Consider the following 24971-nt stretch of genomic DNA (forward strand, 5'->3'; position numbering starts at 1 on the left):
CCCGATCCTTATCGATCTGGCGGCATCGCAGCACTGTGCGAGGGACAAGGGAATGTTCTCACCGGCCAACCAGCCCCATTTCAATCTGACCATCGATGGCGCGGACAGCGACTTTCAGGTGCTGTCGTTCACCGGTCGAGAAGCCCTCAACACGCCCTTCGAATTCGAGCTGGAACTGGTCAGTGAAAAGGCCTCGATCAACCTCGAAAGCCTGCTGCACAAACTGGCGTTTCTTCAGCTCTCGCCGAGCGGCACCGGGATTCACGGGCTGATCTACAGCATCGCCCAGGGCGAGGCGGGCAAGCGCCTGACCCGCTACAGGATCTCGCTGCGACCGCAGCTTTCCTACCTCGCACACCGCTTCAACCAGCGCATTTTTCAGCAGATGACGGTGCAGCAGATCATCAGTCAGGTGCTGGAAGAACACGGCATTCTGGCCAGCGACTACCACTTCCAGCTGAGCGCGGTGTATCCCGAGCGCGTCTACTGCACGCAGTACGATGAGAGCGACCTGCATTTCGTCCAGCGCCTGTGCGAGGAGGAGGGGATTCACTACCACTTCCAGCACACGTCCAGCGGCCACAAACTGACCTTCGGCGATGACCAGACGGTGTTCCCGAAACTCGCGCCCGTGGCCTATCAGCAGGACTCCGGGCTGGTGGCGGACAAGCCGGTGGTCAAGCGTTTCGGCCTGCGTCTGGCCACCCGCACCAGCCGCACCACGCGGCGCGATTACGACTTCGTCAAACCGAAGATCGAGCTGGAAAGCGACGCCAAGAGCAGCGCCCAACCGGACCTGGAAGACTACGATTACCCGGGCCGCTTCGTGGACCGCGAGCGCGGCAAGCACCTGGCCAACCGCAACCTCGAACGCCACCGCAGCGACTATCGCCTGGCCGAGGGCAACAGCGACCAGCCGATTCTGGTCACCGGGCATTTTCTGGCCCTGACCGACCACGCCAACCCGACGTGGAACGACCTCTGGCTGCTCACGGAAATCTTCCACGAAGGTAAACAGCCGCAAGTGCTGGAAGAGTCGGTGACCAGCGACACCACCGACAACAAAGACGATTTCCATCAGGGTTATCGCAACCGCTTCAACGCGATCCCGTGGGACGTGCCGTACCGCCCGCCGCTGGATCACCCGAAACCCAAAGTCCTCGGTTCGCAAAGCGCCGTGGTCACCGGTCCCGAAGGCGAAGAAATTTTCTGCGACCAATACGGCCGGGTGAAGGTGCAGTTCTTCTGGGACCGTGAAGGCCAGCACGACGACAAGACCACCTGCTGGATGCGCGTGGCCTCCAGTTGGGCCGCTGAAACCTTTGGCTCGATCAACATTCCGCGGGTCGGCATGGAAGTGCTGATCACCTTCCTCGAAGGCGCCCCCGATCAGCCGCTGATCACCGGTTGCCTGTACCACGGCGCCAACCTGCCGCCGTACAAACTGCCGGACTTCAAGACCCTGGCCACGGTCAAGAGCAAGGAATACAAGGGCAGCCGCGCCAACGAACTGCGCATCGACGACACCACCAGCGAGATCAGCATCGCGCTGCGCAGCGATCACGGCGCGAGCGCGATCAACCTGGGTTACCTGACCCATCCGCGTCCTTCAGGTGGGCAGCCGCGCGGCGAAGGTTTTGAGTTGCGCACCGACCGCCACGGCGCCGTGCGTGCTGGCGCCGGTCTGTTGATCACCACCGAACCGCGCCCGAACGAATCCAAACACCACAAGGACCTGCCGGAAACCGCCGAACGCCTGGCCACCGCCAGCGATCAACAGGACGGTTTCGCCACGCAGGCCAAGGAACTTCAAGCCCAGGAAGCCGGCGATCAGGACGACGTGGCCAAGGCCTTGCACGCGCAGCACCAGGGCGTGCTTGGCTCGGGACCGGCGAACCTCACCGCCAACGAATTTCCCGAGTTCACCGAGCCGCATCTGGTGCTCGCCAGCCCGGCCGGCATCGCCCTGACCACACCGCGCTCCAGCCACATCGCCACCGGCGAACACCTGGCGCTGAGCAGCACCGGGCACACCAGTTTTTCCATCGGCAAACGCCTGCTGGCCAGTGCCAGCCGCGGCATGCGCCTGTTCGTGCAGAGCATGGGGTGGCGGCTGGTGGCGGCCTCCGGCGACATCGACGTCAAGGCGCTCAAGGACAGCATCAACCTGCTGGCCAAACTCAACATCACCGCCAACGCCGACCGCATCACCATCACCGCCAAGACCGAACTGGTGATCCAGGGCGGCGGCAGCGCCACCACCTACAACGCCGGCGGCATCACCCACGCCACCAGCGGCCCGTACACCGCCCACGCGGCGAACTTCGCCTACACCGGGGCGAAATCCCTGGCCGGGGTGTTCCCGGAACCGCCGAAACCGGGCAAGGGCAATCTGGAGCTGTTCAACCAGTACGCCGGGCGACAGGGCATCAAGGACGGCGATTACGAAGTCATCGATGCGCTGGGCAAAAGCATCAAGGGCAAGCTCGACGCGAAGGGGTTCGCCAGCGTCGCCGGCGCCGCACCGGGGCCAGCGCGGGTGCTGTTCGGCAAGGATCCTGCGGACACCTGGAGTGAAGGCAGCTACATCGGCAAGCCAGAATGGCCGTTGAATCCGCCGGGTGCGGAAGACATTCCGAGCCAAGTGCAAGCCATGGTGGCGCAGGCGTTGCCGAGCAAGAACTGGGACATGTTGGAAAAGGGCAAGGAATTGGCACAGACAGGGATGGGTGCAATGCAGACCGCGCAAGGTGCGATGCAAACGGCGCAGCAGGTGAAAGGGGCAGTGCAGGGCGGGGTGGCCGGACTGCCGAAACTGGCGAGTGCGGCGATGCCGAGTGCGTCGGGGATTCTCGGGGCGGCGAGCAAAGCGGGCAAGTTGCCAACGCTTCCGGCTCCAGCCCTGCCAAAAGCTTCCTTGAAAACCCCGGGCCTGCTGGCGGGAGAGGTGTTGTCATGACGACTGGATCCGATGGTGCGAAAACGCGTGAGCCGCAAGTCGCGGTGGTGCCACTCAACACGATCGATATTCAGGATGTCGGACGCGGCGCTGCCAAATTCGATGCCTGGTTGCAGTCCATCAGCGGCGGTGTCGTCACACTCGATCGGGTCAAGAACGTCGCGGGTGCTCTTCCTGTCGTGGGCAACATCATGGCGTTGGTTGATGCCCTTGGAGACATCGTCACCCTGGCCAAAAGCAAACAGCGTCAAGTGCTGGATTGGGTCAGCCTGGGTATCAACCTGATTGGTGTATTGCCTGCGCCACCGACCATGGCTTCTGCGCGCATGACACTACGCCCGACCCTGGGGTTGGTGCGTCAGGAGCTGCGTAACAGCGCCAAGATGCTGCTGGGGGACTCTCTGATTGAAGTGTTGATCGGGCATCTGAACGCGACCATCGTCGGCACCATCGATGACTTCGTCAAACAGGCACAACCCAAACTGGCGGGCATTCTCGACGACGCTGGAAAACTGGGTCAAAGCGCGGTGAACGAGATCGCCAAGGGCCTGGAAAAGGTGGTCAATGGCAAGCTCGATGCGAAGGGAGACCTCAATGCGGCCGGTTCGAAAATCACGGCGGCGCGCGGTCAGTTGTTGCATGACCCCAAGGCGGCTATCAGCAACATTTTCGGTGCCGCTTTCAGTGCCTACAAGGCTGCAGGCAAAGGCGTTGCCAACAGTGCCGCCAAGAACTTGCTGCCGGAGAAAGCCAAGGCTCTGGTACTGAGCAACACATCGATGCTTCGCACGCTGGGGGTGGAGCTGCAATCCCAGATGAAAAAGCTTGGTGACCCGGGCGTTCAGCATTCCATCGGCTGGCTGTTGCAGATGTTGGCGGGCTCGGTAGTAACTTGGCGCAAACGTCGCTCTCATGGTCAGGCCGCCAGTGTCAAACCGGGGGCCACGAGCAAGGCAGAACAACGCGCCGGCAAAGGCCAACTGGAGTTGCAGCAAAGCCAGGTTCGAGCCCGTTCTGATGCCAGTGATTGCAAGAATCGCGTCCCGACAGGCACGAAAAGAAACATCAGCTTTGCACGCGGCACGGAAACCATCACCCACACGGATTTCCGTTTGCCGGGCCCGTTTCCCGTCGTCTGGAACCGTACTTATTACTCGAATCTGGAGGCCTACGACAAAGGCAGCCTAGGTGCTCGCTGGATCAACGAGTTCACCACTCGTTTCGATTATGTGGATGACGGGTTGGTCTTTCATGCGGCCGATGGCCGAAGTCATGAGTATGCGTTGCCCAAAGTCGGCGATGCCCATCATGACCCGATTGAAAACCTGACTCTGATTCGCTCAGGTGAAAATCAATTGCTGCTGTGCCGCGGTGTCGAGAGAAAGGAGACCTACGTGCGTCGTGGGGCACGCTTTCTGCTCGCCGGCATCGAGCTGCGCAGCGGTGCTGGAATCATGCTGCACTATGAGCACATGCATGGTAATGAACCGGTGCTCTCTGACCTGCTCACCTATCAGGGGGACGTTACAAAGGTTCATCTACAACTCGGAACACTGATCGATGACCACGGACGTCTGACAGGTTTGTGGGAGATCGCCGATGGCATTCCTCAGCGCCAACTGTGTGCCTATCACTATGATGCGTTGGGCGATCTGGTTCAGGCACGGGATGAAAACGGTTATGCCTGGAATTATGAATTCCGCAGCCATCTGATCACGCGATACACCGACCGGACCGGGCGGGGCATGAATTTGCAATGGCAGGGGGACGGCTCCGATGCCAAAGCGATTCGTGAATGGGCGGATGATGGAAGCTTCGATACTCGACTTGAGTGGGACGAAAACATTCGTCTGACCTACGTCACTGACGCTCACGGCAATGAGACCTGGCACTACTACGACATTCTTGGCTACACGTACCGTATCCGTCATCCGGATGAGCGTTCGGAATGGTTGTTCCGCGATGAGGCCAAAAATGTCGTGCGACATGTCCACACCGATGGAAGCGTTGATCGGTTCAGCTACGACGAGCGTGGCAATCTTCTCGAACACATCCGTGCCGATAACACCGTAGTGCATTACGCATACGATGATCTGGACCAACTGATCAAGGTTAGTGATGCAGAGGGCGGACAGTGGACCAGAGCTTATGACGACAGCGGCAATCTTGTGGAAGCTGTCGATCCTCTGGGTAACAAGACGGAGTACACCTACACATCTGCCGGCTATCCGGAGACCGTCAAGGATGCTAACGGAGCAGAGAAGAAATTCGAATACAACGATGCCGGTCAGTTGACCGGGTACACCGATTGTTCCGGCAAAACCAGTACCTGGGAGTACAACGGCCTGGGTCAGTTGATTTGCTTTACCGATGCGGCAGGGCAAAGCACCGAGTATGAGTATGTGGCAGGTCAACTGGTGTTGATCAGGCATCCGGACAAGTCTGAGGAGCGTTTCAGTCGCGATGCCGAAGGGCGACTGTTGGCCCATGTCGACGGCCTGAACCGCTGCACCACCTGGAACTACAGCGCCGCCGGCCTTATCGCCGAGCGAGTGGATGCGGCTGAGCAAACATTGCGCTATCGCTGGGACCGTCTCGGTCGTTTGACCGCTTTGGAGAACGAAAATGAGCGTAGCGCCCATTTTCACTACGATCCGATGGGGCGGTTATTGGAGGAAACAGGTTTCGACGGCCATATTACGCGCTACCAGTACGACACTGAATCAGGTCGTTTGAGTAGCAAGCTTGATGGCGAGCGGCGAGTGGCTTTCCAATTCGACCTGATGGGCCGCCTGATAGAGCGCCGTGCGAGTCTGGGCGAACAGGTACAAAGTGAAACATTTGCCTACGATGGCAACGGCAATATGACACTGGCTGAAAATGATCACAGTCGCTTGCAGTGGTTCCACGATCCGGCGGGCAACCTGCTGCGTGAACATCAGCATTATCTGAGTCTGGAGCAGCCTCGGATCGCAGTCTGGCAACATGAATACGATGCCCTGAATCAGCGGGTAGCGACTGTGCGTCCGGATGGCCAAAGAGTCAGTTGGATGACCTACGGCAGCGGGCACTTGCTGGGATTGAAAGTGGATGACCACGAGTTGCTGGCCTGGGAGCGTGATGATCTGCATCGCGAAATCGCCCGTCATCAGGGCAACCATTTATTGCAGACGCAGAAGTGGGACCCGGCTGGGCAGTTGCAGGAGCAATTGTTGGGTCGCAGCGATGACAAGCGCACGTTGCTCAAGCGTGAATATCAATATGATCCTGCGGGCCAACTGATCCTTCTCAACGACACGCGACGCGGGCCGCTGACGTATCAGTACGATCCGGTGGGGCGCCTGATCAAGGCGGCGAGTCGACAGGGTGTGGAAACTTTCGCCTTTGATCCTGCCGGTAACTTGCTTGATGAGCCGGTTGAACAGATGCGCCGACCTCTGGATCAGGACCCGATGCGTAGCAAGCGGGTGGATAACCTGCTGCGCGAGTACTCGGGTACCCACTATGAATACGATGATCGAGGCAATCTGATACAGCGTTGGCACAACGGCAGTATCGCCAGAATGCGCTGGGATTTGTTCGACCGTTTGGTTCACTTTGATGATGCCCGACTGGAAGTCGAGTATGCCTACGATGTATTGGGACGCCGCCTTTACAAGAACTCGACTGCGCATTTCAAGCGACGGCCTGAAGCCGGCTCACAGTGGAACGACAATGAGTTTGTCCGCAAGCAGCGAGAGTCGGGTTGTGGTTTCACATTGTATGGCTGGGACGGCGATACGCTGGCCTGGGAGAGCAGTCCGGCTCTGCTGGATGGTGATCCCGGACGCACAGTGCATTACATCTATGAGCCGGGTACTTACATTCCGGTTGCGCAAGCTTTGCGACACCAACCAATCATTCTGATGGGGCAGCCTGACTTCAGCGGCGAGTATCAATTGGAGGACGACCCGGTGTGGAATCACGTACCTGTGGCACTGCCAATCGACGTGTTGAGTTGGTATCAATGCGACCGAATGGGGGCGCCTCTGGAGTTGACCGACCAGAATGGCGAAATAGCCTGGAGCGCTCAGTACAAGGCATGGGGGAGCGTGTCTGAGCAGCGTTCGCCAATGGCGCAGCAACAGGGTATTGGCAACCCGATTCGCTTCCAGGGGCAATATCACGATCATGAAACGGGGCTGCATTACAATCGTTATCGTTATTACGATCCGTTGATTGGACGCTTCATCAGCAAAGATCCCATCGGTTATGACGGTGGGTTGAACCTCTTTGTATATGCGCCGAGTCCACTGGGCTGGATTGACCCGCTAGGCTTGGCAAGATGTCCGTGTGCCGATCTGAAGAAAGGCAACCCTGAAGGAACCGGGCCATTCAGAGGTGGATCTTACGGAGGCACCACGGCCTCGGGGATCGAGTCGCATCACATGCCGGCAGACAGCACCAGTCCGATTAAGAGAAGCCAGGGGCCAGCAATACAAATGGAGCCCTATGACCATAGCCAAACAATGAGTCACGGCCACCAGGGTAATCCCGGAAAAGCCTATCGAGCTCAGGTTCAGTCAAAAATCGAAGTGGGAGACATGAGAGGTGCAATGGCGATGGAGATCAGAGATGTGCGCCGTGTAGCCACTCAGGTCGGACAACCCAGAAAGTACAATGAAGCAATGCAAGAAATGCTGGCGTATGCCAAGTGCCGTAAATTTCTGGATAAGTGAGAGAAACCATGAATGATCAAGCGTTCAAAGTGTGGCGAGATAAACTGGTTTCATTGGATCGCTACGAGAACCCGGAAGATGCTCGTGAGTTCTCGGCGCTCGTGAGCAGTGTCCGCGACGAACTCGATGCAAAAACCATTGATGCACTACTGTCGACCTTTTGCGATGAAGACGACTACGGTGTGCAAGAGCGCGTGGTGGGTGTTCTTGATCATGCTGAAGCGGGCGTTTTTGCTGAAAGGCTTGCGGTGAACTTCTCAACGTTGCAAAGACAGGCAAGTGGCAAGGAATGGCCTCTTATTCTGATCGGTCGTGTCGTGAACTCGGACAACGCAGAGAAGATCAAGGCGATTGTCGCGGCTGCGAAGAAGTCCCCGGATCTTGACGCCTTTATTCGAAGTGATGAGTTCCTGGATGAGTATCCGGAGATCGAAAGCTACTTCCCCTGATACGACTCAAGGCCCGCCGTTTTCACGTTTGATGGGTTCGACGGCCCCATTTGGCATGCCAGAAGTCAGGTCAAAGGAGTGACAACATGAAAGACGCAATCCGCCTCGGCGACTCCACCACCCACGGTGGCAAGGTCCTCGAAGCCTTCTCCCAAACCAACCTCAACGGCAAGCCGATTGCCGGGGTCGGTCACAAGGTCAGTTGCCCATTGTGCAAAGGGGTATTCCCGATTGCCGAGGGCAGCAGCACCTACACCGTCGATGGCACACCCATTGCGCTGGACGGTATGAAAACAGCCTGTGGGGCGGCGCTGATTGCCAGCGGGCCCAAAGGGGCCGTTGTCAGCTAAATCGATATTTGTAATTGCCGTCTCCATGACGCGGCCTTTTCGGCGCGTTATTTGAACAAGACATGCTTCACCCAAAACATGCTTCACCTCAAAAAGAGCTCAAAACGCTCCAACATTTAAAGGAATAAATATGAAGACCGCTTCTTTGATTCTCGCCATGGCAGCCGCGTTTGGCACCAGCACGCTTGCCTACGCCGAAGGGCAAGACGCCGCCACTTTGAAAGGGATATACGACAACGGTCGCAACATGTCAGGCCTGATCAAAAGCTGTGTCGACAAGGGGTTCCTGAAAGCGGACAGCACCGAGAACGCCAACAAGATGGCTGCATTCGTTAGCAACATGCCGGGTGATTTCGACAAGCGTGACGGCGACAAGAACGAACAGTTTGGCCGCAAGGGCGAAGTGTTCACGGAGGGGGAATACAAGAGCCTGGAAAGCAACCTGCCACCGAACCTCACGCTCAAGCAATGGTGCGAGCAGGCGGATCAGGGCATGCGCGAAGGGTTGAAGCGCGTCGGTCTGTAGCCGTCAGTTGATTCAGGGCCGACGTTAACGCCAAGCCGATTGCCGTGGTCGGTCCTGAGGTCAGTCGAGCCGCTCGATAGACCGAACTAAGCTAATGCAAAAAAGATATTTGTTCGGTTTTTTTAATATCGTTTAGTTTTGATTCACAGACGAATCAAAGCATCAAACCGACAGGCCCCCGATTGCCATGACGGCACACGCTGAATCGATCACAGGCTCTTCAGGTTTGATTCACACGGGAGTGAATCATGCCGCACACCTCAGCTATCACCGCATTACCCACCCTGGACTTGTCCCTGCTCGACGGTACGCCGTCGCAACGCCAGGCCTTTCTCGATGATTTGCGTCACGCTGCTCGCGATGTCGGGTTCTTCTACCTGACCGGCCATGGCATCGACGCCGGCCTGCTCAATCAAGTTCAAGACCACGCCCGGCAATTTTTCGCCTTGCCCGACAGCGAGAAAACAGCCGTCGGCATGATCAATTCGCCGCATTTTCGCGGCTACAACCGCGCCGCGTCCGAGATTACTCGCGGGCAGCCCGATCAGCGTGAACAGTTCGATCTGGGCGCCGAGCGCGACGCCTTGCCATTGAACGTCGACAGTCCGTTGTGGGCACGGCTGCAAGGGCCGAATCAATGGCCTGAAGCGTTGCCGCAACTCAAGCCGCTGCTGCTCGACTGGCAGCAGGCGATGACCCAAATGTCGCTGCGTCTGCTGCGCGCTTTCGCCCAGTCACTGTCGCTGCCGGAAGATGCCTTCGACCGCTTGCACGGCGACAAACCCAACGAACACATCAAGCTGATGCGCTATCCGGGGCAGTCCTCGACGGCGAGCAATCAGGGCGTCGGCGCGCACAAGGATTCGGGTTTTCTCAGCTTTCTGCTGCAAGACCAGCAGGCCGGACTGCAAGTGGAAATCGAAGAGGGGCGCTGGATCGATGCGTTACCTCGGGACAACACCCTGGTGGTCAACATCGGCGAATTGCTGGAACTGGCCACCAACGGTTATCTGCGCGCCACGGTGCATCGCGTGGTTTCGCCGCCAGCGGGCAGTGAGCGCTTGTCCATCGCGTTTTTCCTGGGCGCGCAACTCGACGCGGTCGTGCCGCTGTACCCGTTGCCGGCGGTGTTGCTGCGCGAAGCTAAGGGGCCGGCGAGTGATCCGCTCAATCCGTTGTTTCGCGATGTCGGCTGGAATTATCTGAAGGGCCGACTGCGTTCGCATCCCGATGTCGCGCAGCGCTTCTATGCCGATGCGTCGAACACTCAGACACCGCTTCGCAAGACCGCCAACGCCTGATCCATCACTCGCAAAAGGACTCTTCCCATGTTGAAAAAAGCAGGCTTGACCCTGGCCGTCCTCGGCGCGCTGGTGACTTCGTTTGGCGCTCAGGCGCTGGAACCGTTGCGTGTTGCCGCCGACCCGGTGCCCCACGCACAGATCCTGGCCTACATTCAGAAAATCGATCCGCAACTGAACCTCAAGGTGATCGAAATCCCGCAGGGCGTGAACTCCAACGAGCTGCTGGTGCACGGTGATGTGGACGCCAACTACTTCCAGCATCTGCCGTATCTGCAATCTCAGGAAAAGGCCCTCGGCGAAAAACTGGCGGTGGCCGCCACGGTGCACATCGAACCGCTGGGCATCTATTCCCATCGCCACAAAGCCTTCGCCCAGGTGCCGGACAAAGGCACGGTTGCAGTGCCGAACAACGTCACCAACCTGAGCCGTGCGTTGTACCTGTTGCAGGACAACGGCCTGATCAAGCTCAAGCCCGGTTTCAACGACCCGGCGGCGGATCAGGCAACGCCCAAGGACATCGCCGAAAACCCGAAACACCTGAAGATCCTCGAAATCGAATCGCCGCAATTGCCTCGTGCGCTGGATGACGTGGATCTGGCGGTGATCAACGGCAACTACGCGCTGGAAGCGGGTCTGGTGCCGGCCAAGGATGCGCTGGGGCTGGAGAAGGCCGAGCACAATCCTTACGCCAACATTCTGGTGACCACGCCGAAACTGGAAAACGATCCGCGCATTCAGCAGCTGGCCAAGGACCTGACCTCGCCGCAAGTCGCCAAGTACATCGCCGAGAACTTCAAGGGGTCGGTGATCCCGGTGGCGGATGCCACGCTATGATCGTCGTCGAGCAGTTGAGCAAGACCTATCCGTCAGCGTCGACCCCGGCGCTGGATCAGGTATCGCTGAGCATTCCCGATGGTGCGATCTACGGGATTCTCGGGCGCAGCGGTGCGGGCAAGTCGACGTTGCTGCGTTGCCTCAATCTGCTCGAACGCCCGGATTCGGGGCGGATTCTGCTGGATGGCGAGGATCTCACCGCGCTGTCCGATAGCGAACTGCGCCGCCAGCGTCAGCGCATCGGCATGATCTTCCAGGGCTTCAATCTGCTGCATTCGCGCAACGTGTTCGACAACGTCGCGGTGCCGCTGGAAATCGCCAAAATCGCCAAACCACAACGCCATGAACGGGTTCGCGAGCTGCTGGATCTGGTGGGCCTGGGCGACAAGGCCGAAGCCTTTCCATCGCAACTGTCCGGCGGGCAGAAGCAGCGGGTGGGCATCGCCCGGGCATTGGCGGCGCGGCCGGCGTATCTGCTGTCGGACGAAGCCACCAGCGCCCTCGACCCGGAAACCACCGCGTCGATTCTGGAGCTGTTGCGCGACATCAATCGGCAGCTTGGTTTGACTGTCGTGCTGATCACCCACGAACTGGACGTGGTCAAGTCGATCTGCGATCACGCCGCGTCCATGGCCAACGGAAAACTGGTGGAGGCGGGGCCGGTCGCTCGTTTGCTCGCCGATCCAAAGTCGGCCCTTGGCGCTTCGCTACGACCCAGTTGCGGCTTGCCGCTGGGGCATGACGCGCCCGGTTTGAGTTTTTTGCGGCAATACGGCGTACGGGCGGCCCACTCATGAACCGCGTGATCGACTGGAATGAAATCCTGCAGCTGGTGCTCAACGCCACCGGCGAAACCCTTTACATGGTGCTGCTCGCCGGTCTGTTCACGTTGCTGATTGGCTTGCCGCTGGGGGTGTTGCTGTTCATCAGTCGTCGTCAGGGGTTGTACCCGTTGCCGAGGCTCAATCAAGCCTTGGGCGCGATCATCAATCTGGGACGTTCGCTGCCGTTCGTGGTGATGCTGATTGCCCTGATCCCGCTGACCCGGCTGGTGGTCGGCACCACCCTGGGCAGCACCGCCGCCGTCGTACCGATCACCATCGGCGCCTTTCCGTTTTTTGCGCGGATCGTCGAAAACGCCCTGGACGAAGTTGAAAAGGGCCGGATCGAAGCGATCCTCGCCATGGGCGGCGACATCCGTCATGTGATTTTCAAAGTGCTGTTGCCCGAAGCGCTGCCGGCCCTGCTGGCAGGCGTCACCTTGACGCTGGTGATGCTGATCGGTTTTTCCTCCATGGCCGGGGTCATCGGTGGCGGGGGACTGGGCGACCTGGCGATCCGCTACGGCTATCAGCGGTTCAACAACGAAGTGATGGTCGCCACCGTCGTGGTGCTGGTCATCCTCGTTCAGGGCGTGCAGAGCCTGGGCGATCGGCTGGTGCGATCGCTGGCTCATCGACGTTGAAGGTCGGTTGCAGGCTCACTTTTTGAGGGGCGTGACGAGCGCCGTTTCGTCAGTATCGAGGACGAACACCGCCAGCAGTCGCGCAGGCTCTGTGTCGCTGGCGTTGGCGCTCACCAGATGCACGGAACCCGGTTCCTCGACGAAGTTTTCGCCGACGTGGTAGATCTTTTCCGGCTGGCCTTTGACTTTGATGCGCAACGAGCCTTCCAGAACCGTGGCGTAGATGAAGGCGGTTTTCGGATGGGTATGGGACGGCGAAGCAGCTCCCGGCCCGTATTCGACGACCACACCCCTCATGCTTTTGCCGGGGATGTTGGGAATCGGGCGATCAAATACTACCGAAACCTTGCCGGCGGGTGGCTCGGCGGCTGATACGGCGTTGATCGAAAGGGTTGCGACAATGGCGGCCAACAGCAATCGGATAACCATGAGATGTCTCCTTGGTTGACAGGGAAGGGAATGGCGCGAATGACTATCGGGCTGCCGACTGAGCGATCCAGTTTTCAAAACGGATGGCACCCAGGCGTGAGTGCTTGCCGGTGACCAGCGATTGATCGTCGAGCAGCGTTCCGAAGTAGCGTGCGTGCACGTCCGGTACGACCTTGCGGTTGTCCTGGCGCGCCTGCAGAAAGCGTCGGACCAGTTCGTCCAGCGGCAACGCCTCAGGCCCGCCGACATCCACTGAGCCGTTGAGCGGAGCGGCCAGGACGACGTCTACCAGCGCCGCCACCACGTCGTCAGATGCAATCGGCTGAATCAGCGCTGGCGGCACGCGAAGTTCATCGGCGACAGCAAAGGATTCAGCGATACCGCCGACAAATTCGAAAAACTGCGTGGCCCGCAGGATCGAGTAAGGCATGCCGGATGCCTTGATCAGGTTTTCCTGGGCCACCTTGGCGCGCATATAGCCGGCCTCGGGCAACCGTTCACACCCGACAATCGACAGCGCTACGTGATGACGCACCCCGGCCGCCGCTTCGGCCGCCAGCAGGTTACGGCTGGAGGTTTCGAAGAAGTCGAGGACGGCCTGATCCTCCCACGACGGAGCATTGGCCACGTCGACCACGACATCGGTGCCGTCCATGGCGGCCGCCAGACCTTCGCGGGTGATGCTGTTGACGCCCGTGCCGGGGCTGGCGGCGAGCACGTCATGGCCGCGCTCGCGAAGAAGGTTCACCAGTTTCGAGCCGATGAGGCCGGAGCCTCCGATAACGACGATCTTCATGGGTCTCTCTCCTTGATGACGCCAACCATTGGCGTCAGTGGGATAGAGACTGCCGGTACGAATGAGGGAAGTCCTTGCGGCGACCTTAGGTTTGTCTTGTCGAAACCTTGCATTTTTGTCCAGCCAGCGCCCCGGAATGGACGCAGTGGCGTGTTCAAGTCAGGCGTATTATCGTTCTCGACTTCTCACCATCTGCCGCCCGGGACACGGAGTTGAAGGCGCGTCGCAAAGGGACGTTCGCTGTGCCATTCACGTTTGAAGACTATGTACTGGATCAGGAGCGTCGTGAGCTGACCTTGCGCGGGCAGGTTGTATCCGTCGGCCCGCAGGTGTTCGATCTGTTGCTGCTGTTCCTCAACAACCCCGACCGCGTGTTGAGCAAGGACGAATTGCTCGGCACGGTATGGAGCGGGCGCATCGTTTCCGAATCAACGATCACCAGCCACATCAACGCCGTACGCAAGGCCATCGGTGATACCGGCGAGGAACAGCGTCTGCTGCGCACGGTCGCCCGCAAAGGCTATCGTTTCATTGGCCGGGTCTCCGATATGACCGAGCCGGTGCCTCACACCGACGAGGGCTCAACTGCAGCTCCCCGGGTACTGGTGCTGCCGGACAAACCCTCGATCACCGTCCTGCCTTTCTACAATCTGAGCGGCGATCCCGAACAGGACTACTTTGCCGACGGTATCGTGGAGGACATCATCGCGGCGTTGTCGCGTCTGCGCTGGTTGTTCGTCATCGCACGCAATTCGAGTTTCACGTTCAAGGGGCGCACGGTAGATGCCCAAGGGGTCGGGCAGGAACTGGGCGTGCGCTATGTGCTGGAAGGCAGTGTGCGCAAATGTGGAAACCGGGTGCGCATCACCGGGCAACTGATCGACGCCACGAGCGGAGCACACATCTGGGCCGAGCGTTTCGAAGGCACCCTCGACGACATCTTCAAGCTGCAGGATCAAATCACCGAAAGCGTCGTCGGGGCCATAGCGCCACAACTGGAGCGCGCGGAGATCGAGCGCGCCAAACGCAAACCGACGGAGAGCCTCGACGCCTACGATTACTACCTGCGCGCCATGGCAAAGCTGCACAGCGGCGCTCAAGAGGCCATCGAGCAAGCGCTGCCGATGTTCTACAAGACCCTCGAACTCGATCCGGAATTCGCATCGGCCTATGGCATGGCCGCCTGGTGTCACTTCTGGCGCAAGCTCAATGGCTGGATGACGGATCGCCCGGCCGAGATCGCTGAAGGTATACGCCTGGCGCGTCTGGCGGTCGCGCTGGGACGCGATGACGCCGTGGCGTTGACGCGCGGCGGACATGCGCTTGCGCACCTGGCGGGTGATGTGGATGCCGGCATTGCGTTGCTCGACCGCGCACGTCTGCTCAATCCCAATCTCGCACCTGCGTGGTTTCTCGGCGGGATCCTGCGTGCGCTTCGCGGAGAAACCGCGCCCGCCATCAAGGACTTGAACCATGCCGCTCGCTTGAGCCCGCTGGATCCGGAAATGTTCAGAATGCACGTCGGCATGGCTTTGGCGCATTACTTCGCCGGGGACTTCGAGGCCTCGGCAGACTTCGCCGAAAAAGCCTTGGGCAACCTGCCCACGTTGTTGGTGGCGGCGGCGCTGGTGGCGGCCAGTCATGCGCTGGGCGGGCGCCCGGAGAAAGCCCGCTGGGCGATGCAGCGCCTGCAGACGCTGAGCCCGGCGCTGCGTCTGGGGCATCTCAAGGACTGGCTGCCGATTCAGCGCCCCGAAGATTTTTCGAGGTTCATTGAAGGGCTTCGACTGGCGGGGTTGCCGGAGTGATTGCTTGAGTGCACCCGCTCCAGTCTCGCGGACATGCACGGCTGTACCGGGCCTAAACTAATACCAAAACAGGAGCCATCATAAGCGGCATCACTAATCGCGATGAAAGATTAAAAATGGTCATCTGCTTGATTTTCGCAATAAGGAGTTCAGCCGAAAAAGCCTTGAAGCAGCGGAATGTCCGGGAACAAAAAAGGCGCATGAGCTGTTAACTCATGCGCCTTTCATTGCTGACTTCGATGTCTTCGTCCCCCGGCGGGCCGGGATCGTTGTGGGTTCGGTGTTATGGCTCATCGGCGGACACCTCCAGGTCTGGCGCTGCGGGCGCAGCCTGAAGAGTCTAGCGTGTCATCAAGCGGGCGCTAGCCAAGTGTCCAGCACGCGCCGGTCGAGCTCTTCCCAGTCCGCCATGCCCAGCACTCGCGTGGTGTTGAGGCCGCGCAGATAGCCGCGCAACTGATTGGCCACGGCCCGTACCGACTCCGAATCATCCGCTGACCGGCCCAGCACGGTTTCGTATTCGACAAGGTATTCGGCCACCCGGTCGCGGAATTCGGGCAGGACGGCATCGCGGATCAAATCAAAGGTTCGCACGGAAAATCCTCATTTGTTTTCGTTGTGATCGAGTGTGCAGCAGTCTGCACGCAGCGCAACTATTGGTTCAAGTAATAGTGATCATCAAGAAACGCAAGTTCTGCTTTGTGGCCGACAGGCGGAAAATCGCCTCCATCGAAACGCAGCTCAAGGAATTTGCGCGATGAAGACTTTGACCCGACTGGCTTTGGTCGCCCTGCTGATGGGCGGGGTAGCCACCACTGCACCGACTTACGCAGCCGACGCCGGTTCGTGCCATTTTCTTCCCATCGGCGGTACCGGCAGTGCACTGCAGCACTCGCAAACCGTGGGTGTGCTGTACAGCGAAAACACCCTCGAAAACCTGCAATACCTCGAGCGTTACCACGATGTGGCGGTCAACGGTGCCAAGGACGCACTCGATGCGCGGATCCGCGACGCCTTCGTCAACAGCTCCGATCCGGAACTGGCTATCGACTGGTTGATGAGTTCGCTGCAACAGCAGTTTCTCTCGGTGACGGTCTACGACAGCCTCGATGCGCTGGTGCAGGCCCATCCCGACGTGGTGGTGATGCTCGACACCCACAACCGTCTGCTGACCCAACGCAACAGTCAGGTCGAAGCGCGCTTCGCCGCACGCTTCTACGACGCCAACCTGCAATACATCGGCAAGGCCGAAGGCGCGGTGGAGAAGCAACTGCCTTCGGTGTGGGTACACAACAAGGCAGCACCCGAGATTGCAGCCCAGATCGAAAAACAACGCGACCTGCAATTCAGCGCCTTGAAGCAGTTCGATGACTCGCTCAAAGCCCTGGTGAGTGCAGGCTGAGCACCCAGATCAAAAATCGCGACGCCAGCGGCCGTGACGCTGAACGTTGCTTGAGAACCGAACCTTTTATTTTCAGGATTTTATCCATGCGTGCCTTTTTTATCCCTGCCATGGCTTCTGCCACTTTACTGCTGACCGCCTGCGCCTCTGCGCCGAACGACCCGACGCTGACCCTGCAGACGCACAAGACGCCTGCCCAGTACGCCGAATGCGTCGTGCCGAAACTGCAGGGCAGTGCGCTGAACCCGACCGTGTCGCAGACCCAGCGCAGCTACCGGATCGTGGTGCCGAGCAAGGTGGCGGCGGACAACGTGCTGGAAGCCTACAAGGCACAGGATGGCGGCAAGGTCTTTTTATATGAACGCCATTTGCTGGCGTCGAGTTTCATGCCATCGAGTTTTGAACGGGCTGCCCAGGAGTGCCTGTGACGGCTGACGGTTAACGCTTTTGACGATGCTCCTTTGGTTGGCCGCAACCAACCAATTTCTTTGCCCCGCATATTACGGGGCTTTTTTTTGCCCGGCGTTTGGTGCAGTCGGCGCTACGCTGGATAGCGAATAAGGCTTTTTCGGGAGAACAAGAAGATGAAGAAGGACAGCAGCGGCGCGGCGACTGAGAATCCCTCTGTGCTGATCGACGCGAGAATCAAGGAATTGAACGACTGGCGCGGCCAGAAGCTGGCCGAGATCCGCGCGATCATTCACGAGGCCGATCCTGAGGTTGTTGAGGAGTGGAAGTGGCGGGGCGTTCCGGTCTGGTCACACAACGGCATCATCTGCACCGGGGAAACCTACAAGGCCGTGGTGAAAATGACGTTTGCCAAAGGCGCGGCACTGGAGGATCCGACGGGGCTGTTCAATGCCAGTCTGGAGGGCAATACCCGGCGGGCGATTGATGTTCACGAAAACGACAAAATAGATGCAAAGGCACTGAAAGCGCTGGTGCGTTCGGCGATTACGTTGAATTCGAAAAAGTGATTTGCCGTTGAGGCAGAGGTGAAGCGGAGGAGGGTGAAACGAGGAAAAAATGGCAGGGGCGGCTGGATTCGAACCAACGCATGGCAGGATCAAAACCTGCTGCCTTACCGCTTGGCGACGCCCCTGTAGCTATTGTGTTCAGTCCCGGGAGGACCTCTGCAACAGTGGGCGGCACTTTACCAGCGCTCTTGCGTTCTGGGAACCCCCGAGGCAAATAAATTTCATGGAAAACAGCTACTTATTTTCCGGGGTGGTTGAATCGGCCGGATTTTCAAGATGCCTGAGCGGTCCAGGCGCCCGAATCCTGCGGGCGCCTGGACCCGATTTCACACCAGGGTACTCGGTGCCACCCCCAGCAACCCCGTCAACGTGTTCATGATCGCCTGCTGACGGGCGCGGTCCGTCTGGTGCCTGGCCTCGGCGGCCGCGACGTCGGCGTGGCAGTGCGGGCAGATCGATTCGTGGGGATGAATGTACTGCAGGCAGCTGCGGCACAGCGCCAGTTGCACGGGGATGCGTCCTTCTTCCGGCGATTTGTGGCCCTGATTGACCCACGCCAGTTTGATCACTTGTCCGCTGTCGCTGACGCTGCTGACTTTTTCGCCGGTGTCGATGCGTTCGGTGATCAGGTCAAAACGTCCGACCGCAAACGAGCGCTGGGCGGCGTCCTCGACTTTGACGATGCGCTCGCGCAAACCCTGTTTCTGCAATTCCAGGGTTCGGTAGTGGCAGTAAGGATTGTTGCCGGGTTTGCCCAGCAGCGAGTGCGATGTCCAGGTGCAGCCGCCCCGGCAGACGTCGTTGTAATAGCAACTGCGGCAATAACCCCAAAGATCGTCGACCGAGCGCAAACGGCCGAAGTGCATGCCTTCGCTGTAGTGCCAGATGTCGTGCAGGCTCATGTTGCGCACATTGCCGCCGGAAAAACCGACGGTGGCCAGCGACGGGCAGCCTTTCACTGTGCCGTCCGCCTCAAGCGCCAACACAGTCTGACCGGCCGCGCAGCCGCTCCAGTGCACGCGTTCGTCACCGAACCCACGCCACAAATGTTCGTAAGGACCGTAGTAGCCGATGTTGTTGCCGACGTTCATCAGCAGGCCGCGATCCACGCCTTCGCGGTAGAGGCGCGCGAGCAGCGGCATCACTTCCAGCAATTGATAGGGTTGCAGCAGCAGTTCCGGGTGATCCACCGCATTGCCCATGGCCACGGTGATCTGGATCTGCCAATGGGTGGCGCCCAGTTCAATGATCGTGTCCATCAGCTGCGGCAAATCGGGCAGGGTCGCTGCGCCGATCTGAGTGTTGACGCTCACCGCCAGCCCGGACGCCTTGGCCCGGCGCAGGGTGTCGACCGCCTTGTCGAACGAACCGGGCACGTTACGCACTTTGTCGTGCAACGGTGCGAGCCCGTCCAGAGAAATCCCGACCCCGTTGAGGCCCGCATCAACCGCTGCCTGCATCTTCGCCGGCGTCAGGTTGCGCCCGCCGGTCTGGATCGCGCAGTACATGCCGTGGTCGTGGATGGCCTGGATCAGTTGCGTCCAGTCCTTGCGCAAATAGGCTTCGCCGCCGATCAGGGTGATCTCGCGGGTGCCGAGGGCGGCGAGGGAGTCGATCACCTCGAGGCATTCACGGGTGTTCAGTTCGTCGGGGCGTCGATGCCCCGCGCGCGAGCCGCAATGCAGGCATTTGAGGTCGCAGGCCAGGGTAATTTCCCAGACCACATGCACCGGCACGTAGCGTTTGAGGTCGGTGTCACTGAGGTAGCGGGCAGGGCGGATGTCTGTCATGGGAGATCCTTGCGCACGGTCCTGTGCGCGGCACGATTGGACTGATCTCGATTCGCTGCAAGACCGGGCGAGGCCAGCAGTGACCTCGCCCGGTTCGTGCGCTTTTAGCGTGCTTCCAGTCGGGCAATCTCCGCGTTCAGTTGCTCAAGGGCACTGCGCAATGCGCCCTGGTGGGCCAGTTGCTGTTCGCCCTGTTGCACCACGGTTTTCAGCTGCACCAGATCGCCACTGATTTGCGCTTGCTGCACGGCCACGGCATACAGCGGCTGGAAGTGATGCTCTTGCGGTTGCGGCTCGATGGTCGGCGCCTGATGCACAGCAACGTGCCTCACGTAATGCCACTGACCTCCCTCGTTGTAACGGTAATCGACAAAGCCGCTGGTCCAGTCGTTGAGAATGCCCTTGAGGCTGAAGGTCTGCGCAATCTGACTCAGCGGACCGCTCGGGCTGCCATCGAGGGTGAGAATGATGTAATTCTCGGTCGATGGGGTCAGCCGTGCCTCGGAATAATCGCCCCAGACCCGTGCATGGAAGTTGACCGGTGGCCAGGTGCTTTGAAAGACGCTCGCAGCGCCGCTGACTTTTTTACGCACGGTATCGACCACGAGGTCGAGGGTCAGGACCGGTGCGCCAAGCAGTGAATTACTGGCGATGAGGCGGGTATGAAAAAGTCCAATCGACATGGTGCTTACTCCCTTAAGTGAATGGCGGACTCAGTGGTCGAATCAGCGGGCCTGCAGCTTGCTGATTTCGCTTTTGGCGGCGTCCAGTGCCTTCTGCAGTTGGGGTTGCTGATCCAGTTGCTGCTGGGCGAGCTTCGCCAGGTTTTTCATCTGGGCCAGGTCGCCACTGGCGATGGCGCTCTGGATCGGCGCGGCATACAGCGGCAGGATCGGCGGATGCGGAAGAATCACCGGACCGGGATGGAACGGCTGGAAGACATTCGAGGGCGCCTCGACCAGATGCGCCGGCACGTTGTTCAGTTCGTGCCAGCGTTGTCCGTCGAAATACTCGTAATTGGCCACGCCTTCACGCCAGTCGGTGCCGACCACCAGTTGAATCTTGAAGTTCACGATGGAGTTGGAGCCGGGGCCGCCTTCATTGCCCTCGGCGGTAATCAGGATTTTACTGACACCGGGCTTCATGACCGTCAGGTAGGTATATTCGCCCCAGACATCCGAATCGATGTCCAGTGGTGGGTTGGTTGCCTGAGTGATGGCGGAGGTGCCACTGACTTCATGCTGTGGTGTGGAAACCAGCAGGTTGAGCGCAAGGCTTTGCGCCCCCGGCTGACCCGTACCGATCCGGTAGCTCACGGGGAACAAGCCGACATTTTGTTGCTGAACTGAACCAGACATGTGAATTGCCTCCATTGCAATGTGGGAAATGGCCTTAGTGTTTTTCCAGGCGGGAAACTTCCTTGGCCAGTTTTTCGTACGCGGTTTGCAGCTCCTTCGCTTCCGGCTTCGTCGAATCGCGCTGCTTCAACAAATTCTTCATCTGTTGCAGATCGCCTCCAGTGATGGCGCTCTGGATGGCGACGCCGTAAGGCGGCATGTTGTGTTTTGAGCCAGTCATATCGAGGGTCTCCTCGTGGTGGTTGCCAAACGTCCCCTTCAGGCAAGGGGCGCCTTCCCTGACAGGCAGGCGACAGCCAGCGCCAGGAATCACTGGCGAGGTAATGCCTGATCCGTCCGGATCCGGTGAAGTGATCAGTTGAGTGGCGCGGGAGTGAGGGGGCTGTCCCGACTCACGCGCAGGCGTCGTCAGCCAAAACCGTCAGGCCTGGCATCGGGCGTCAGTAATGAGGTTTGCCGGAGCGGCAAAGGGGAAAAGTTCGCCTGTACGTTGGTCATCTTTCTGTCCTTGATAGAAAGCAACGAAACACAGGGATAGGTCGCTCACTCATCAAGAGTGCATTAACCCGCAAGCACAAAAAACCATCCCTGATTTATCTTCCAGTGCTGCTGATGGCGCTCATCGAAGATGTTTGCCAAGTGGCCAGCATATCGCCAGCTACGCAACCCTAGCCCTGTTTGTTCGCGGCTGCCAGAAAAAGCGCCGAACGGTCATGGCCGCTGCTATCCTGCGCCAATCATGAAGCAAGCAGTGGGGGAGCGCGCTGTATGAACACGAATCGTGACCAGTTTCCCTTGCCCGAAGACCTCAAGGTATTCCTGACGGTCATCCGCAAGAACAGCTTTGCCAGCGCCGCCGACGAGTTGGGCTATTCGCCGGCCTACGTCAGCAAACGCATCGCGATGCTCGAAACCACGCTCTCGACAAAACTGTTGCACCGCACCACCCGGCGCATCGCGCTGACCGACGATGGCGAGCGGGTACGCATCTGGGCGGAAAAGCTGCTGGGGGATTTCGATGACTTTCTCGGCGAAATGGCCCAGGCCCGGCACCAGCCAGCCGGGTCGCTGCACATTTGCAGCAGCTTCGGCTTCGGTCGCAATCACGTCGCACCGGCGATCAGCCAGTTATCCCGGACTTGCCCGAAGCTCGATATTCGCCTGGACGTGTTCGACCGCGTGGTCGATCTGGTGGGCGAGGGCTTCGATCTGGAAATCCTTGTCGGCGATGATCTGCCGGGCCAGCACCTGGCGCGCAAACTGGTCAGTAATCGACGGGTGCTTTGCGCCACGCCGCAGTACCTTGAGCGCCGGGGGACGCCGCATTCGCTCGAGGATCTGAAAGACCATGATTGCCTGGTGCTGAAGGAACGCAACAATGCGTTCGGCATTTGGGAGCTCACCAAGGACGGGCAGCAGGAATCGGTGCGGGTCAGCGGCCCGTTGTCCTCCAACAGCGGCGAAATCGTGATGGAGTGGGCGCTCAGTGGCGGCGGGATTCTGTTGCGCTCGATGTGGGACGTCAAACCGATGCTCGAACAGGGGCGGTTGGTGCAGGTACTGGCGGATTACACCCAGAGCGCCAACGTCTGGGCGGTGTACCCGACGCGGCTCAGCGAGTCGGCCAAGTTGCGGGTGTGTGTAGAGTTTCTCGAAGAGTATTTTCGCGACTTGTCTGTTCAATGAAAAACCGGGTGGTTCAGTGAGCCACCCGGTTTTTTGCTTTCAGCCCAACCAGGGATTTTCCGCCAGATGACGCGCTTCAAAGGCGCGAATCTGCTCGGTCCGTTGCAGCGTCGTGCCGATGGCGTCCAGCCCCAGCAGCAGTGACTGTTTGCGCAGCTCATCAATCTCGAACCCGATCAGTGTTCCGTCCGCCAGTTCGATGGTTTGCTCGGGCAGGTTCACGCGGATATACGCGGTCGCCTGAACGCTGATGACTTCGGCGACCTGTTTGAACTGCGCGGCATCGAGCTGAATCGCCAACACGCCGTTGCGCTGACAGTTGTCGTAGAAAATTCCGGCAAACGTGGTGCCGATCAGCGCCCGGATTCCGACCTGCTTCAGGCCCCACACTGCGTGCTCACGGCTGGAACCGCAACCGAAGTTGGGGCCGGTCACCAGAAATGCTGCGTCCTGCCAGGCGGGCTGATTGAGCACGAACCCGGGATTGGGCTCGCCCGAGGCCAGAAAGCGCAGATCGAAGAACAACCCCCGATCCAGCCCCTGACGATCAATGCCCTTGAGGAACTGCTTGGGCATGATCACGTCGGTGTCGATGTTGGCCGCCAGAAACGGCGCGGCGCTGCCGCTGATAGTGGTGAACGCTTGCATGGTTCAAACTCCCGGCGCGAAGGTGCGCACGTCAGTCAAGTGGCCGGTGATGGCGGCTGCGGCGACCATTGCCGGGCTCATCAGGTGGGTGCGCGCCCCCGCGCCCTGACGACCTTCGAAGTTGCGATTGGTGCTGGACGCGCAGCGATCCCCCGGCGCGAGGACGTCGTCGTTCATCGCCAGACACATCGAGCAGCCGGATTGCCGCCATTCGAAACCGGCGTCGCGAAAGATCTGCGCCAGCCCTTCGTCTTCCGCCTGATCGCGAACCCGCGTCGAGCCGGGCACGATCATCGCCCGTACGTGGGGCGCCACGTGTCTGCCGCGCACCACACGCGCCACATCTCGCAAGTCTTCGATCCGCGCATTGGTGCAGGACCCAATGAAGGCGTGGCTGATCACCACTTCGCTCAACGGCGTGCCGGGTGTCAGGCCCATGTAATCGAGGGCGCGTTGCAGGCCCTGACGCAGAATCGGATTGGGCTGGCTGGCCGGGTCCGGCACTCGTCCGCCGACCGGGGAGGCCTGATCCGGGCTGGTGCCCCAAGTGACCATCGGTTCCAGAGCCGAGACATCCAGGCTGACTTCACTGTCGAACACCGCACCCTGGTCGCTGTGCAGGCCTTTCCAGCGCTCGACCGCCAGCGCCCAGAGTTCGCCTTTCGGCGCACGTGGCTTGAGTTGCAGATAGGCGAAAACCTTGTCGTCCGGCGCCATGAACGCCCCACGGGCGCCGGCTTCCACCGCCATGTTGCAGATGGTCATGCGCGCTTCGACGCTGAGCTCGCTGATCGCCGGGCCGGTGAATTCGATGGCATAACCGGTTGCTCCCGAAGCACCGATTCTTTCGATCAGGGCCATGATGATGTCTTTCGACGTGATGCCCGCACCGAGCTTGCCGTTCACCGTCACCCGCATGGTTTTCAGGCGCTTGTAGACCAGGGTCTGCGTCGCCAGCAGGTGTTCGATTTCCGAGGTGCCAATGCCGAAACCGAAGGCACCCAGTGCGCCGTAAGTGGTGGTGTGGCTGTCACCGGCCGCGACCACCATGCCCGGCAGAATGAACCCCTGTTCCGGCGCTACGACGTGTTCGATGCCCTGGCGTTTGTCCAGCACATCGAACAGCTCGATGCCGAAGTCGCGGCAGTTTTCTTCGAAGTACGACACCTGACGCGCGCCCCCGGCGTCAGGCATGGTCGCAATGCGCATCGGCGCCGTGGGGTTCACATGATCGACCACCGCCAGCGTCGCAGCCGGACGCCAGACCTTGCGTCCGGCGTCGCGCAAACCGCTGAAGGCCTGGGGGCTGGTGTATTCGTTGGCGACCTGACGGTCGATGTAGAGCAGCACGTGGCCCTGATCGTCGAGATCGCAGACGGTGTGACTGTCGATGTGCTTCTGGTACAGCGTTCTCGGGCTGGGCATGGTGTCGGCTCTGTTCTGTCCGTGTAAAAACAACGTTCGGACAGAGT

The 24971-nt window shown here is 59.7% G+C and carries 23 protein-coding genes and 1 tRNA gene; 14 read left to right on the forward strand and 10 right to left on the reverse strand.

Annotated features, from left to right (window positions below):
- Nucleotides 1-52 precede the first annotated feature (52 nt).
- From C6Y56_RS11815 to C6Y56_RS11855, 9 genes are all read left to right on the forward strand, one after another.
- On the forward strand, nucleotides 53-2959 hold the full coding sequence (locus C6Y56_RS11815) for a type VI secretion system tip protein VgrG (protein ID WP_169430016.1): 2907 nt from the start codon (nucleotides 53-55) through the stop codon (nucleotides 2957-2959).
- Nucleotides 2956-7677 carry an RHS repeat-associated core domain-containing protein gene (locus tag C6Y56_RS11820; RefSeq protein ID WP_169430017.1) on the forward strand — a complete coding sequence of 1574 codons (4722 nt, stop codon included), beginning with the start codon at nucleotides 2956-2958 and terminating at the stop codon, nucleotides 7675-7677. The genes C6Y56_RS11815 and C6Y56_RS11820 overlap by 4 nt, the downstream gene beginning before the upstream one ends.
- 8 nt (nucleotides 7678-7685) lie before the next feature.
- On the forward strand, nucleotides 7686-8126 hold the full coding sequence (locus tag C6Y56_RS11825) for a hypothetical protein (protein ID WP_169430018.1): 441 nt from the start codon (nucleotides 7686-7688) through the stop codon (nucleotides 8124-8126).
- A gap of 86 nt (nucleotides 8127-8212) precedes the next feature.
- The gene (locus C6Y56_RS11830; protein WP_169430019.1) at nucleotides 8213-8476 is read left to right on the forward strand and encodes a PAAR domain-containing protein; all 264 of its coding nucleotides are present in this window, start codon (nucleotides 8213-8215) and stop codon (nucleotides 8474-8476) included.
- Between the two features lie 130 nt (nucleotides 8477-8606).
- Complete coding sequence (locus C6Y56_RS11835; protein WP_169430020.1) at nucleotides 8607-9002, forward strand: hypothetical protein; 396 nt, start codon at nucleotides 8607-8609, stop codon at nucleotides 9000-9002.
- Between the two features lie 248 nt (nucleotides 9003-9250).
- Nucleotides 9251-10303: an isopenicillin N synthase family dioxygenase gene (locus tag C6Y56_RS11840; protein ID WP_169430021.1), complete on the forward strand. Its 1053-nt coding sequence runs from the start codon at nucleotides 9251-9253 to the stop codon at nucleotides 10301-10303.
- A 27-nt stretch (nucleotides 10304-10330) separates the two neighbouring features.
- Nucleotides 10331-11140, forward strand: coding sequence for a MetQ/NlpA family ABC transporter substrate-binding protein (locus C6Y56_RS11845; RefSeq protein ID WP_169430022.1), 810 nt, complete (start codon nucleotides 10331-10333; stop codon nucleotides 11138-11140).
- Nucleotides 11137-11937 carry a methionine ABC transporter ATP-binding protein gene (locus C6Y56_RS11850; protein WP_169430023.1) on the forward strand — a complete coding sequence of 267 codons (801 nt, stop codon included), beginning with the start codon at nucleotides 11137-11139 and terminating at the stop codon, nucleotides 11935-11937. Before C6Y56_RS11845 ends, C6Y56_RS11850 begins: the two co-directional genes overlap by 4 nt.
- Nucleotides 11934-12605, forward strand: a complete 672-nt coding sequence (locus tag C6Y56_RS11855) for a methionine ABC transporter permease (protein ID WP_011333762.1) — start codon at nucleotides 11934-11936, stop codon at nucleotides 12603-12605. The genes C6Y56_RS11850 and C6Y56_RS11855 overlap by 4 nt, the downstream gene beginning before the upstream one ends.
- 15 nt (nucleotides 12606-12620) lie before the next feature.
- Here the strand turns inward: C6Y56_RS11855 and C6Y56_RS11860 are convergent, their stop codons facing one another.
- The gene (locus tag C6Y56_RS11860; protein WP_169430024.1) at nucleotides 12621-13034 is read right to left on the reverse strand and encodes a cupin domain-containing protein; all 414 of its coding nucleotides are present in this window, start codon (nucleotides 13032-13034) and stop codon (nucleotides 12621-12623) included.
- Nucleotides 13035-13077: 43 nt separating this feature from the next.
- Nucleotides 13078-13830: an SDR family oxidoreductase gene (locus tag C6Y56_RS11865; RefSeq protein WP_169430025.1), complete on the reverse strand. Its 753-nt coding sequence runs from the start codon at nucleotides 13828-13830 to the stop codon at nucleotides 13078-13080.
- Nucleotides 13831-14072: 242 nt separating this feature from the next.
- Between C6Y56_RS11865 and C6Y56_RS11870 the strand changes: the two genes are divergently transcribed.
- Nucleotides 14073-15638: a winged helix-turn-helix domain-containing tetratricopeptide repeat protein gene (locus tag C6Y56_RS11870; protein ID WP_169430026.1), complete on the forward strand. Its 1566-nt coding sequence runs from the start codon at nucleotides 14073-14075 to the stop codon at nucleotides 15636-15638.
- 351 nt (nucleotides 15639-15989) lie between these two features.
- Here the strand turns inward: C6Y56_RS11870 and C6Y56_RS11875 are convergent, their stop codons facing one another.
- On the reverse strand, nucleotides 15990-16232 hold the full coding sequence (locus tag C6Y56_RS11875) for a hypothetical protein (protein WP_169430027.1): 243 nt from the start codon (nucleotides 16230-16232) through the stop codon (nucleotides 15990-15992).
- Between the two features lie 163 nt (nucleotides 16233-16395).
- Here C6Y56_RS11875 and C6Y56_RS11880 point away from each other — a divergent pair, with 163 nt between their 5' ends.
- The 3 genes from C6Y56_RS11880 (at nucleotide 16396) to C6Y56_RS11890 (ending at nucleotide 18017) form a co-directional block, all read left to right on the forward strand.
- Nucleotides 16396-17040 (forward strand): ATPase, encoded by a 645-nt coding sequence (locus C6Y56_RS11880; protein WP_169430028.1) that lies wholly within the window; start codon nucleotides 16396-16398, stop codon nucleotides 17038-17040.
- An 86-nt stretch (nucleotides 17041-17126) separates the two neighbouring features.
- Nucleotides 17127-17468, forward strand: a complete 342-nt coding sequence (locus C6Y56_RS11885) for a hypothetical protein (protein WP_115077529.1) — start codon at nucleotides 17127-17129, stop codon at nucleotides 17466-17468.
- Nucleotides 17469-17624: 156 nt separating this feature from the next.
- On the forward strand, nucleotides 17625-18017 hold the full coding sequence (locus C6Y56_RS11890; protein WP_169430029.1) for a DUF1801 domain-containing protein: 393 nt from the start codon (nucleotides 17625-17627) through the stop codon (nucleotides 18015-18017).
- 50 nt (nucleotides 18018-18067) lie between these two features.
- Here the strand turns inward: C6Y56_RS11890 and C6Y56_RS11895 are convergent.
- The 5 genes from C6Y56_RS11895 to C6Y56_RS11915 all read right to left on the reverse strand — a co-directional run bounded on the left by C6Y56_RS11895 (nucleotide 18068) and on the right by C6Y56_RS11915 (nucleotide 21385).
- Nucleotides 18068-18142 (reverse strand) — tRNA-Gln (locus C6Y56_RS11895).
- 201 nt (nucleotides 18143-18343) lie between these two features.
- A complete protein-coding gene (locus C6Y56_RS11900) occupies nucleotides 18344-19807 on the reverse strand; it encodes a GDL motif peptide-associated radical SAM/SPASM maturase (RefSeq protein ID WP_169430030.1) in 1464 nt (487 codons plus the stop codon).
- A gap of 104 nt (nucleotides 19808-19911) precedes the next feature.
- Nucleotides 19912-20490: a DUF1842 domain-containing protein gene (locus C6Y56_RS11905; RefSeq protein WP_169430031.1), complete on the reverse strand. Its 579-nt coding sequence runs from the start codon at nucleotides 20488-20490 to the stop codon at nucleotides 19912-19914.
- A 42-nt stretch (nucleotides 20491-20532) separates the two neighbouring features.
- The gene (locus tag C6Y56_RS11910; protein WP_169430032.1) at nucleotides 20533-21165 is read right to left on the reverse strand and encodes a DUF1842 domain-containing protein; all 633 of its coding nucleotides are present in this window, start codon (nucleotides 21163-21165) and stop codon (nucleotides 20533-20535) included.
- A 34-nt stretch (nucleotides 21166-21199) separates the two neighbouring features.
- Nucleotides 21200-21385: a DUF1843 domain-containing protein gene (locus C6Y56_RS11915; RefSeq protein WP_169430033.1), complete on the reverse strand. Its 186-nt coding sequence runs from the start codon at nucleotides 21383-21385 to the stop codon at nucleotides 21200-21202.
- A gap of 548 nt (nucleotides 21386-21933) precedes the next feature.
- On the opposite strand from C6Y56_RS11915, the gene C6Y56_RS11920 reads away from it, so the two are divergent.
- A complete protein-coding gene (locus C6Y56_RS11920; RefSeq protein WP_169430034.1) occupies nucleotides 21934-22851 on the forward strand; it encodes a LysR substrate-binding domain-containing protein in 918 nt (305 codons plus the stop codon).
- Between the two features lie 39 nt (nucleotides 22852-22890).
- Here the strand turns inward: C6Y56_RS11920 and leuD are convergent, their stop codons facing one another.
- Together leuD and leuC are read right to left on the reverse strand one after the other, a co-directional pair.
- Nucleotides 22891-23499 carry a 3-isopropylmalate dehydratase small subunit gene (gene leuD / locus C6Y56_RS11925; protein WP_169430035.1) on the reverse strand — a complete coding sequence of 203 codons (609 nt, stop codon included), beginning with the start codon at nucleotides 23497-23499 and terminating at the stop codon, nucleotides 22891-22893.
- Between the two features lie 3 nt (nucleotides 23500-23502).
- Nucleotides 23503-24924 carry a 3-isopropylmalate dehydratase large subunit gene (gene leuC / locus C6Y56_RS11930; RefSeq protein ID WP_169430036.1) on the reverse strand — a complete coding sequence of 474 codons (1422 nt, stop codon included), beginning with the start codon at nucleotides 24922-24924 and terminating at the stop codon, nucleotides 23503-23505.
- Nucleotides 24925-24971 lie beyond the last annotated feature (47 nt).

The organism is Pseudomonas fluorescens, assembly GCF_012974785.1.
GTDB lineage: Bacteria > Pseudomonadota > Gammaproteobacteria > Pseudomonadales > Pseudomonadaceae > Aquipseudomonas > Aquipseudomonas fluorescens_BT.